At 63.3% G+C, this 11,671-nt stretch carries 9 protein-coding genes and 1 pseudogene; 5 read left to right on the top strand and 5 right to left on the bottom strand.

Annotated elements, in window-relative coordinates; all coding sequences use genetic code 11:
• The first annotated feature begins 454 nt into the window (after positions 1-454).
• Genes ACIQUS_RS16295 through ACIQUS_RS16285 form a run of 3 tightly spaced genes read left to right on the top strand, consistent with a single transcriptional unit; the run spans position 455 to position 5,381 of the window.
• A complete protein-coding gene (locus ACIQUS_RS16295) occupies positions 455-1,828 on the top strand; it encodes a TolC family outer membrane protein (RefSeq protein WP_403048357.1) in 1,374 nt (457 codons plus the stop codon).
• A 38-nt stretch (positions 1,829-1,866) separates the two neighbouring features.
• Positions 1,867-4,014, top strand: a complete 2,148-nt coding sequence (locus ACIQUS_RS16290; RefSeq protein ID WP_403048356.1) for a type I secretion system permease/ATPase — start codon at positions 1,867-1,869, stop codon at positions 4,012-4,014.
• An 11-nt stretch (positions 4,015-4,025) separates the two neighbouring features.
• The gene (locus ACIQUS_RS16285) at positions 4,026-5,381 is read left to right on the top strand and encodes an HlyD family type I secretion periplasmic adaptor subunit (RefSeq protein ID WP_403048355.1); all 1,356 of its coding nucleotides are present in this window, start codon (positions 4,026-4,028) and stop codon (positions 5,379-5,381) included.
• Between the two features lie 82 nt (positions 5,382-5,463).
• Here the strand turns inward: ACIQUS_RS16285 and ACIQUS_RS16280 are convergent, their stop codons facing one another.
• The 4 genes and pseudogenes from ACIQUS_RS16280 to ACIQUS_RS16265 all read right to left on the bottom strand — a co-directional run bounded on the left by ACIQUS_RS16280 (position 5,464) and on the right by ACIQUS_RS16265 (position 8,741).
• Positions 5,464-6,063, bottom strand: a complete 600-nt coding sequence (locus ACIQUS_RS16280; protein WP_403048354.1) for a tRNA-uridine aminocarboxypropyltransferase — start codon at positions 6,061-6,063, stop codon at positions 5,464-5,466.
• 80 nt (positions 6,064-6,143) lie between these two features.
• Positions 6,144-7,271, bottom strand: a complete 1,128-nt coding sequence (locus ACIQUS_RS16275) for a methyl-accepting chemotaxis protein (RefSeq protein WP_403048513.1) — start codon at positions 7,269-7,271, stop codon at positions 6,144-6,146.
• A 156-nt stretch (positions 7,272-7,427) separates the two neighbouring features.
• Positions 7,428-7,703 (bottom strand): annotated as a pseudogene (locus ACIQUS_RS16270) (PAS domain-containing protein); the annotation flags it as partial.
• 144 nt (positions 7,704-7,847) lie between these two features.
• Entirely contained in the window at positions 7,848-8,741 is an 894-nt protein-coding gene (locus tag ACIQUS_RS16265; protein ID WP_403048353.1) for a LysR family transcriptional regulator, read from the bottom strand.
• A 223-nt stretch (positions 8,742-8,964) separates the two neighbouring features.
• On the opposite strand from ACIQUS_RS16265, the gene speB reads away from it, so the two are divergent.
• Positions 8,965-9,915, top strand: a complete 951-nt coding sequence (speB, locus tag ACIQUS_RS16260) for an agmatinase (protein ID WP_403048352.1) — start codon at positions 8,965-8,967, stop codon at positions 9,913-9,915.
• Positions 9,916-10,055: 140 nt separating this feature from the next.
• The gene (locus ACIQUS_RS16255; RefSeq protein WP_403048351.1) at positions 10,056-11,435 is read left to right on the top strand and encodes a sodium:solute symporter; all 1,380 of its coding nucleotides are present in this window, start codon (positions 10,056-10,058) and stop codon (positions 11,433-11,435) included.
• Positions 11,436-11,490: 55 nt separating this feature from the next.
• On the opposite strand, the gene ACIQUS_RS16250 is transcribed toward ACIQUS_RS16255, so the two are convergent.
• On the bottom strand, positions 11,491-11,616 hold the full coding sequence (locus tag ACIQUS_RS16250; RefSeq protein ID WP_256205393.1) for a PA1414 family protein: 126 nt from the start codon (positions 11,614-11,616) through the stop codon (positions 11,491-11,493).
• Between the last annotated feature and the right edge of the window lie 55 nt (positions 11,617-11,671).

Here is an 11,671-nt window from a genome sequence, read left to right as displayed (position 1 = left end):
GACCCACTAAGCCAGTCGCGGGCCAATACCCAGAAAGTGCTGAAAGCGCAGGTGGATCTCAATGGAATCAACACCTTCGCCTGACAGACACCCCGTGAACGTGGAAAGCGGTATGGCCACTTGGCACCTGCCAAAAATTTGTCGCCAAACCAGCACTTCCTCCATCCCCTCCGCTACATCCGTGCCCTTTGCCGCAAAAAAGAATTGAACTTTTTCTGACGCCCGAAAAATGCCAGCTAGCGCAGCATCGACGGGGCGCCTGATATGAACAATGTCGTGGATTCCTTAGACCGCATAAGTTTTTTTTCGCATAACTCTTATGAAAAAATCTTCTTAGCTCTCCTTATAAATGTTCTTAGCTCTGTTGTTACAAGCCAGAAACGGTTAGCACGATAAAACCGTCAAAAATATGGCGACAGCAATACCTCATTAGGAATTCAGGGAGAAGTACCCCATGCGCGTTTTGACCCCCATCACCAGTGCAATTCTGTTGGCCATGGCATGCGCCAATGCTCAGGCGATGTCGATTACGGAAGCTGTGCAAAGCGCCGTGGACCAACATCCGGAGATCGGTGCCAGCCGCAACAGTCGACTGTCTGCCGATGAAGACGTGAAAGTGGCCAAAGGCGGTTACTATCCTCGCGTCGACCTGATCGCAGGTTATGGCCGGCAGCGTTCGGACAACACCAACACGCGCGGTTTCAATGCCGACAACACCCGCAACCACAACACCGAAACCCTGAACTACACCCAGTCGGACCTGCGCCTGCGGCAGATGCTGTTCGACGGGTTCAACACACCGAACGAAGTCGGACGCACGGAAGCGGTGGTCAACTCTCGCGCCTACTACACCCAGGCCACCGCCGAGACCGTCGCCCTGCGCGCCATCGAGGTCTACCTGGAAGTGCTAAAGCGTCGCGAACTGGTGACCCTGGCCAAGAACAACCTGCAGGCGCACCTGCGGGTCGACGACCAGATCGGCCTGCGCAGTGAGCGTGGCGTGGGCAGTAACGCCGATCGCGATCAATCCACCGCCCGTCGCGCCCTGGCGGAAAACAACCTGTACACCGCCGAAGTCGACCTGGCCGATGCCGAAGCCAACTTCTACAGTGTCATCGGGCGCCTGCCTGACGAGCTGGAAACCCCGGTCACCATCAAGGGTGAAATGCCTGCCACCCTGCCGGACGCGCGCCAGGGCATGCTGGAAAACAACCCCTACCTGAAGTCGGCGCAAGCCGATGTGCAAGCCGCCGAGCAGCAGTACGAAGTGGCCAAGTCGCCGTTCTACCCGCGCCTGGATGCCGTGCTGGCCACCGGGGCGAACAACAACACCGCAGGGCAGGTCGGCCACGACAACAACGACTGGCAAGCCGGCGTCGAGATGAGCTACAACCTGTTCCGCGGCGGCAGCGACAAGGCCCGCCTGCAGTCGGATGCGCACAAGATCAACCAGGCCATGGACATCCGCAACAACGCCCTGCGCACCCTCAACGAAAACCTGGCGCTGGCCTGGAACGCCATGACCAACGCCCGCCTGCAAACCCCGACCGCCCGCGAATACGCTGACACCTCCACGCGGGTGCGTGCGGCCTACCAGGATCAGTTCGGTCTCGGCCAACGCACCCTGCTCGACCTGCTCGACAGTGAAAACGAGCTGTACAACGCCAATCGCCGCTACACCGAAGTGCGCTACACCGAAGAGTTCTCCATGTACCGGGTACTGGCCAACATGGGTGAACTGCTGAGCAAGCAGCGCATCTCGTTGCCGCCCGAAGCCATTGCCAAGAGTGAAGTGAGGAACGAAGCCCGGTTGCCCGACATGCGCTAATCACCGATTTGCTGCAGGAGTAGGCCATTGTGACCAGCATGCAACCTGCGAGCTCGGCGGCGGATCCGCGCCAGAGTTTCGATGACCCGCTACTCGATGGATTGCTGATTCTCTGCAAGTTGCATGGTTGTACCGTCAGTCGCGCAGGCCTGAGTGCCGGCCTTCCGCTGGCGCAGCAGCGCCTGGACCTCGGCCTGTTGCCCCGGGCTGCCGCCCGGGCCGGGTTGCAGGCCCGGGTGCTGCGTCGCCCGCTCAGCGCCATTTCAGCGCTGAACCTGCCGGTGCTGTTGCTGCTCAAGGAAGGCCGCTGCGCCGTGCTGCGGCGCTGGGGCGACGATGGCCGGGCGCTGATCCTGCCCAGCGAGGCCGAAGGCGGCGAGCAATGGGTCAGCCGCGAGGAACTGGAACAGGCCTACGCGGGCGAGGCCCTGTTCGCCCGCCCCCGGCACGAACTCGAAGACCTGCGCGCGCCCTTGATGCCACGGGTCGACGCCTGGTTCCGCGACACCCTCAAGCTGTCACGCTGGCTCTACAGCGATGCGGTGCTGGCCAGCCTGCTGATCAACCTGCTGGGCCTGATGGTGCCGCTGTTCGTCATGCAGACCTACGACCGGGTCGTACCCAACCAGGCGACTTCCACGCTGTGGGTGCTGGCGGTCGGCCTGTTGATCGGCACCCTGTTCGAATTGATCCTGCGCGTGGTGCGCGCCCATTTGCTTGACCAGGCCGGCAAAAAAACCGACCTGATCCTCTCGGCGACCCTGTTCGAGCGTATCACCGGCATGTCGATGAAGGCCCGCCCGGCCACGGTCGGCGGCTTTGCCCAGAGCATCCACGACTTCCAGGGGCTGCGTGAGTTTCTCACCGCCGTGACCCTGACCAGTGTCATCGACCTGCCCTTCGTGGTGCTGATGCTGCTGGTGATCGGCCTGCTCGGCGGCTGGCTGGTGGTGATCCCGCTGATCGCCTTCCCGCTGACCATTATCTTTGCCCTGTTCATCCAGGTGCGCCTGCGCGACACCGTGCAGAAGAGCCTGGCCCTGGGCGCGGTGCGCCAGGCGCTGTTGATCGAGACCCTCGGCGGCCTGGAAACCCTCAAGGCCTGCAGCGCCGAAAGCGAACGCCAGTATCAGTGGGAAAGCACCCACGGCGCCCTGACCCGCCTCGACGCCCATGCCCGCAACCTGTCGGCCCTGGCCACCAACGGCACGCTGTTCATCCAGCAGTTCTGCGGCATGGCGACCATCGTCGCCGGGGTCTACAGCATCATCGCCGGCAACCTCAGTGTCGGCGCCCTGGTGGCCAGCTACATGCTCGGCAGCCGGGTGCTGGCGCCCCTGGGGCAGATCGCCGGACTGATCACCCGCTACCAGCAGGCGCAACTGACCATGCGCAGCACCGACGCGCTGATGGCCCTGCCCCAGGAGCGCCAGGTGGGCCAGCAACCGCTGGAGCGCACGCAGCTGCGGGGCGGGCTTGAAGTCAGCCACGTCACCTTCCGCTATACCGGCCAGAACGCCGCGGCCCTCAATGGCGTCAGCTTCAGCGTCAAACCGGGCGAACGCATCGGCATCATCGGCCGCAGCGGTTCGGGCAAAAGCACCCTGGCCCGGTTGATGATGGGGTTCTATGCCCCGGATGAAGGGCAGATCCTGCTCGACAACCTCGACCTGCGCCAGCTCGACATCGCCGACCTGCGCCACCAGATCGGCTACGTCGCCCATGACCTGCCGCTGCTGGCCGGCAGCCTGCGCGACAACCTCACCCTCGGCGCACGCTACGTGAGCGACGCGCGCATGCTGGAAGTGGCCGAGCTGACCGGCGTCAGCGAACTGGCCCGCCAGCACCCGCAAGGCTTCGACCGTCCGGTGGGCGAACGCGGCCAACTGCTCTCCGGCGGCCAGCGCCAGTCTGTGCTGCTGGCCCGGGCCATGCTGCTGGAGCCGCCGATCATGATCCTCGACGAGCCCACCAGCCACATGGACAACGCCAGCGAAGACCAACTGCGCCAGCGCCTGCACGGCTGGGTGCAGGGCAAGACCCTGCTGCTGGTCACCCACCGGACCTCGATGCTCAGCCTGGTCGACCGCCTGCTGGTGCTGGACAACGGCAAGGTGGTGGCCGACGGGCCGAAGGACGCGGTCATCGACGCACTGCGCAAAGGCCGGGTCGGTACGGCCATCTAGGGGGTCCACTCATGTCCATCAGCCAAGGCCTGCGCAGCTACTTCCAAAGCTTCGGCAAGACCGCCGAACGCGACTACATGCCGGACGTGGCCGGTGCCACCCTGCAGGATTCACCACGCCTGTCGCGCATTACCGTATGGCTGGCCGCCGCCCTGCTGCTGGTTGCCCTGGTCTGGGCCTGGTTCGCAGTGCTCGACGAAGTCACCATGGGCGAAGGCAAGGCGATTCCGTCGAGCAAGGTGCAGGTCATCCAGAACCTGGAAGGCGGCATCGTCACCGAGATATTCGTGCGCGAAGGGCAGATGGTGAACAAGGGCGATACCCTGCTGCGCCTGGATGACACACGCTTTCTGTCCAACAAGGGTGAGAGCGAGGCGGATCGCTACGCCCTCAGCGCCCAGGTCGAGCGCCTGTCGGCCGAAGCCGAGGGCCGCCCCTTCCAGGTTTCCGACGAAGTACGCAACAAGGCACCGCAAGTGGCCGAAGACGAACTGTCGCTGTACCAGTCCCGGCAGCGTCGCCTGACCAGCGAGAAACAGACCCTCAACGAACAGCTGCGGCAGAAAACCCAGGAGCTTGCCGAGTTCCGCTCCAAGGCCGAACAGTACCGCTCTGCCCTGGCCCTGCTGCAACAGGAACTGAACATGTCGACGCCACTGGTGGGCACCGGGGCGATTTCACCGGTGGAGATCCTGCGCCTCAAACGCAGCACCGTGGAAGCCCGAGGTTCGCTGAACGCCACCACCCTGGCGATCCCCCGGGCCGAAGCTGCGGTCGCGGAAATCAAGAGCAAGATCGAAGAGGCCGATGCCGGCTTTCGCTCGGAAGCGGCCAAGGAGCTCAACGAGAAGCGCACCGAGCTGTCGAAGATCACCGCCTCCAGCATCGCCATCGATGACCGCGTCACCCGCACCACGGTGGTCTCGCCGGTACGCGGTATCATCAAGCTGCTCAAGGTCAACACCATTGGCGGCGTGGTCCAGCCGGGCAGCGACCTGGTGGAGATCGTGCCGCTGGAAGACAACCTGTTGATCGAGGCCAAGGTACGCCCCCAGGACGTGGCGTTCCTGCACCCCGGGCAGTCGGCGATGGTCAAGTTCAGCGCCTATGACTACACCATCTACGGTGGCCTGAAGGCGAAACTGGAGCTGATCAGCGCCGACACCGTGACCGATGACAAGGGCAATGCCTTCTACCTGATCCAGGTGCGCACCGACAAGAACCACCTGGGCGGCGACAACAAACCCTTGCTGATCATCCCCGGCATGACCGCCACGGTGGACATCATCACCGGGCAAAAGAGCGTGCTCGACTACCTGCTCAAGCCGGTGCTCAAGGCCCGCACCGAAGCGCTGCGCGAACGCTGACTTGTAGGAGCGGGCTTGCCCCGCGATGGCGTTCTGCCCATCACATCGCATCGCGGGGCACCCCCGCTCCTACAGGCAGTGCTCAACGCAGGTGATTGCGCTCGAACGTCTCGCGCCCCATTGCCGCGATCTGCCCTTCGATCAAGGCGTCAAACGGCTTGAGCAGCTCATCGAAACACCGGGGAGCCTCCAGCACATTCAGTGCCTGCACCACCGCCTCCAGGGTCGACAGCGCCCCCGGCGCCGGCGCCTTGCGCAGGCGATAACGCGAAGGCAGCACCTGGGCCAGGGTCACCCGTGGCAAGGCCGCCAGCAGCGGGTTCAGGTGCAGCAGTTTGCTCGCCTTGCGCCAGGTGCCATCAGGCACCACCAGCAGCCAGGGACGATCATCGGTATCGGTTGCGTAACCGGTCAGTGGTTGTGCGTCCTCGCCGGGAAACAGCAATGCACTGCGATACCCAGGCGTGGCGATCAGCCCGGCCAGGTCCTCGAACACCTCCCCCACCACCAGCTGCGCATTGCGCAGCCCCAGGGCGGCCAGTTTGGCGGTGTTGAGCGCATGGCGCACTTCGCTGGGGTGCTGCAGCAGCAACACGCGGGTGCGACTGTCCAGCGACGGGATCAGCGGGCAAAGGCAATGGGCTTGTGGACGCAGGCAGCGTTCGCACTGGATTCTGGACATCGGGTTCTCCTGGGCCGGCAAATTGTGCCACAGCAGTCCCGAAAAAAAGCCCACTTCCCTGTGGGAGAGACGAAGGGAGGTCAGCGGTTGAAGCGTTCGGCCAGGCCGTACAGGGAGTCGGCCATGCGCTCCAGCTCCTGGCTGATTTCAGCGCCTTGCTTGGCTTGTCCGGCACTGTGATCGCAGAGCTGGGCGATGCGGGTGATCTGCTGGTTGATGTCCTCGGCCACATGGCTCTGCTGCTCGGATGCCGTGGCCATCTGTTGACTCATGCCGGTGATGCGGCTGACGGCCTGGGTGATCCCCACCAGCGCCGATTGCACCGCTTCCACACGTTGCACGCTGTCGCGGGAAATCTGCTCGCCCTTGCTCGCGGTCGACACCGCCCGCTGCGCCCCGTCACGCAGGGAGGCGATGATCTGGTGGATCTCTTCGGTGGAAGTGCGGGTGCGCTGGGCCAGCGAACGCACCTCATCGGCCACCACGGCAAACCCCCGGCCCTGCTCGCCGGCCCGCGCCGCCTCGATCGCGGCATTGAGCGCCAGCAGGTTGGTCTGTTCGGCGATCGAGGTGATCACATCCACCACGCTGCCGATCGACTGGGTCTGCTCGGCCAGGGCATTGACCGCCTGGCCAATGTCATTGACCGCCTCGTTCATGCTGCTCATGGCCTGCAGGCTCTGGCGGGCCAGGTCGCTGCCCTGCTGGGCCAGTTGATCGGCATCGGCGGCGGCCGTGGCCGTGCTCTGCACGTTGTGGGTGACTTCCTGGATGGTCGCCGCCATCTGCGCAATGGCAGTGGCCGACTGATCGGTTTCACTGCGCTGGCGATCCAGCATCTGGGCCTGGGCACCGGACAGGTCGGACGATTGCGCAGCACGGGACTTCACCCCCACCCCGGCGTCCACCAGCCGGGTCAGGGCGGTCTGCAAGCGTGCCTCTTCACTGAGGATCGCCAGGTCCAGCTGCCCTTGCAGGCCTTTGTTATCGCTATAGGTCAGCGCCACCAGCGGGCTGGTGAAGGCCTTGGGGTGCTCGGCCAGGGTCCGCCTGATCACCCGCTGCTGACGCGACTCGGTCAGGTACCAGGCGCTGAGCAGGCTGGCCATCAGCACGCCGAGCGCGGCGTATTGCGCCAGCCACAGGTAAGCGCCAGCCGACAGCACGCCGGCGCCGATCAATGGCCAGCCCTGCGCGAGCGCACCCATGGCGCGCGCCGCCCAGGGCACCGCCGCCCGGCCCTGGCGCAAGCGCGCGTACAGCGCCGTGGCCCGGCGAATCTGGTCGCGGGTCGGCACTGAGCGCACCGACTCGTAACCGCTGATCCGGCCGTTTTCATAGATGGCCGTTACATAAGCGCTGACCCAGTAGTAATCACCGTTCTTGGCGCGATTCTTCACCACGCCCATCCAGGGCTTGCCCTGCTTGATGGTCTCCCACATATGGCCGAACACCGCTGGCGGCATATCAGGATGGCGTACCAGGTTATGGGGCTGTCCGAGCAGTTCTTCGTAGGTAAAACCGCTGATGGCGACGAAGGCATCGTTGCAATAGGTGATGCGGCTGTTCAGGTCGGTGGTGGAAATCAGGCGTTGGTCGTGGGGGAAGGTTCTTTCATGCTCAGTGACAGGCAAATTCATGCGCATCTGGGCAGGTCCTTGCTTGGAATAATTATGGGGAAGCACATCAAAGCAAGTACAGGTTTAGCAGAGGATTTGTCGCTAAATCGTTAATATCCCGAAACAATCTCTAGTCTGTTTTGAGTTTTCCAGGCGACATTTTGGTCAAGCCGGCGTGAGCTGCGCCTTGAGCAAATCGCGGAATGTCTGGATCAGGGGTTCACGACTGCGCCCCCGGCGAATGATCATGGAAAACGGCGCCTGGTAGCCGAAGGTGGCCGGTGACAGCACACGCAAATCGCCCTTGTCGACCCAGGCCTGGGCATAGTGTTCCGGCAGGTAGCCGATGTAGGCGCCGGAGAGCACCAGAATCAGCTGCGCTTCCATGCTTTCCACCGTTGCCGCACTGTGCTTGAAGCCGTGGCGGGCCAGTTCTGCCTGGCTCCAGTAGCCACGACCGACCATGCGCTGCTGGGTGATGACCTGCTCGGGAATGCGCCGTTCATGGAACAGCGGATGGCGGTTGCTGCAGTACAGCCAGTGCTGCTCGCGGTACAGCGGCTGGTACACCAGCCCGCTCATGCGCGTGGAGAAGGCACCGATGGCCAGGTCCAGGCGGTTGTCCTGCACACCAAGCTGCAACTCGTAGGGGCTGGAGACCGACAGGTGCAGGTGCACCGCCGGGTGCTCCTGGCTGTAGGCGCCGATGGCTTCGGCCAGGGGCAAGGCGCGGTCGCCAACGGTCGAGTCGATCACCCCCAGGTTCAGCGTACCGCGCAGCTCGCCCTTGAGGGCGGCGGCATACTGCTCGAAGCCGTCCATCTCCGCCAGTAGGCGCAGGGTCTCCTGGTGGAACAGCTCGCCCTTGCTGGTCAGGCTGAAACCGCCACGGCCACGGTGACAGAGGACGATGCCCAGGGCCGCTTCCAGCTGGCTCATGTAGGTACTGATGGCCGAGGTCGACAGGTTGAGCTCGCGCTGGGCGTTGGCGAAACCCTGATGGCGCACGACGCTGACGAAAATGCGTAGAAGTTTCAGGTCAGGCAGTGCGGAGGCCATGGAAATCGGAGTCCAGAATAGACGGCAATGTAGAAAGTCTAACCAGATTTTCAGGATTAGTTTAGAAAAACCTGAACTAAGTATTTGCCTGTAGCGATTCTCTTCGGCCACTACCTTTTGCAGACTCTGCCGCAATGCACCTGCTGGCCCGCGTAAATAGGGTTTACCCAGCCCGCCAGACAGGTTCCAACAACTAGAACAATCGAATCGATGAGGCCCGACCGTGGACAAGATTCTTCACCAACCACTGGGCGGCAACGAAATGCCGCGTTTCGGCGGTATCGCCACCATGCTCCGCCTTCCTCATCTGCCGAGCGCCAAGGGCCTGGATGCGGCCTTTGTCGGTGTTCCCCTGGACATCGGTACCTCGCTGCGCTCGGGCACCCGCTTCGGTCCACGGCAGATCCGCGCCGAATCGGTGATGATCCGTCCCTACAACATGGCGACCGGCGCCGCGCCGTTCGACTCGCTGTCGGTGGCCGACATCGGTGACGTGGCGATCAACACCTTCAACCTGCAAGAAGCCGTGCGCATCATCGAAGAAGCCTACGACGAGATCCTTGAGCACAACGTCATCCCCATGACCCTGGGTGGCGACCACACCATCACCCTGCCGATCCTGCGGGCGATCCACAAGAAGCATGGCAAGGTAGGCCTGGTGCACATCGATGCCCACGCCGACGTCAACGATCACATGTTCGGCGAGAAAATCGCCCACGGCACCACCTTCCGCCGCGCCGTGGAAGAAGGCCTGCTGGACTGCGACCGCGTGGTGCAGATCGGACTGCGCGCCCAGGGCTACACCGCCGAAGACTTCAACTGGAGCCGCAAGCAGGGCTTCCGTGTCGTCCAGGCCGAAGAGTGCTGGCACAAATCCCTGGCACCGCTGATGGCCGAAGTACGCGAGAAAGTCGGCGGCGGCCCGGTTTACCTGAGCTTCGACATCGACGGCATCGACCCGGCCTGGGCACCAGGCACAGGCACCCCTGAAATCGGCGGCCTGACCACCATCCAGGCCATGGAAATCATTCGCGGCTGCCAGGGCCTGGACCTGATCGGCTGCGACCTGGTAGAAGTCTCGCCCCCTTACGACACCACCGGCAACACCTCGTTGCTGGGTGCCAACCTGCTGTACGAAATGCTCTGTGTTCTGCCCGGCGTAGCACGTCGCTAAGGCCACCGGCAAGGAGCTGCACCCCGGCAGGAGCCATGACGGCGGTCCGCGTAAGACGGGCCGCACTACGAAGAAATGACCTGCGCCGGTTTTCCGTGCGCAGGCTCGATCTCACATAAAAAAGATAATCGGAGACACCCATGGCCTTGGACATACTCGTTGTATTGATCTATGCCGCCGGCATGCTCGCATTGGGCTGGTACGGCATGCGCCGGGCAAAAACCCACGAAGACTACCTGGTCGCCGGACGCAACCTGGGCCCCAGCCTGTACATGGGCACCATGGCCGCCACGGTACTGGGCGGCGCGTCCACCGTCGGCACCGTGAGACTGGGGTATGTGCACGGTATTTCCGGCTTCTGGCTGTGCGCGGCACTGGGTCTTGGCATCATCGCCCTGAACCTGTTCCTCGCCAAACCGCTGCTGCGCCTGAAGATCTTCACCGTGACCCAGGTCCTGGAGCGTCGCTATAACCCGATGGCGCGCCAGGCCAGTGCAGTGATCATGCTCGCCTACGCCCTGATGATCGGCGTCACCTCGACCCTGGCCATCGGTACCGTGCTGCAAGTGCTGTTCGAACTGCCGTTCTGGGCCGCGATCCTGCTCGGTGGCGGCGTGGTGGTGGTGTACTCGACCATCGGCGGCATGTGGTCGCTGACCCTGACCGACATCGTCCAGTTCGTGATCAAGACCGTCGGCCTGATGTTCATCCTGCTGCCGATCTGCCTGTACCGCGTGGGCGGCTGGGACCAACTGGTCGCCAAGCTGCCGGCCGCCAGCTTCAACCTGACCACCATCGGTTGGGACACCATCATCACCTACTTCCTGATCTACTTCTTCGGCATCCTGATCGGTCAGGACATCTGGCAGCGTGTGTTCACTGCCCGTGACGAAAAAGTCGCCCAGCGTGCCGGCACCACTGCCGGTATCTACTGCGTGATCTACGGTCTGGTGTGTGCGGTGATCGGTATGGCAGCCCACGTGCTGCTGCCAGACCTGGGCAACGCCAACAACGCCTTTGCCGCCATCGTCAAATCCGCCCTGCCTGACGGCATCCGCGGCCTGGTGATCGCTGCAGCACTGGCGGCGATGATGTCCACGGCCAGTGCCGGCCTGCTGGCTGCTTCGACCGTCCTCACCGAAGACCTGCTGCCCAAGCTGCGCGGCGGCAAGGAATCGAGCCTGGCGATCAACCGTCTGTTCACCCTGCTGACCGGTATTGCCGTGCTGGGTATCGCCCTGGTGGTCGAAGACGTGATCAGCGCCCTGACCCTGGCCTACAACCTGTTGGTGGGTGGCATGCTGGTGCCGCTGATCGGTGCGATCTACTGGAAGCGTGCCACCACTGCGGCGGCGATCACCAGTATGTCCCTGGGCTTCGTCACCGCCCTGGTGTTCATGCTCAAGGATGGTATGGATGCCAACACGCCGATCTACTACAGCCTGGCGATCGGTCTGGTCAGCTTTGTGGTCGTAAGCCTGATGTCCCGTCGTCCGGCGGGTGCGGTAAACCTGGCCTGATACCGGCCAGCGGTAGCCGTCGCATCAGCCCTGATGCGGCGGCACGAGCCAGGCGCTAGCGACGAGGCTGGCGCTTGCGCTGCTCCTCATCGGTTGGAATCGGCACCGGCTGCAACGGCGGTGGAATCAAGCCCAGGGCCGCAGCCAGGTCATGAAGCCAGTTGAACAGATTATTTCTCATAACTCCCCCTTACGGGTCAGCCTGCACGGTGATTCAATCCTGCGATGCTTCATAC

Origin of the sequence: Pseudomonas sp. NPDC090755 (genome assembly GCF_044769005.1) — a bacterium.
Classification (GTDB): domain Bacteria; phylum Pseudomonadota; class Gammaproteobacteria; order Pseudomonadales; family Pseudomonadaceae; genus Aquipseudomonas.
This window is presented reverse-complemented; position numbering and strand designations above follow the sequence as displayed.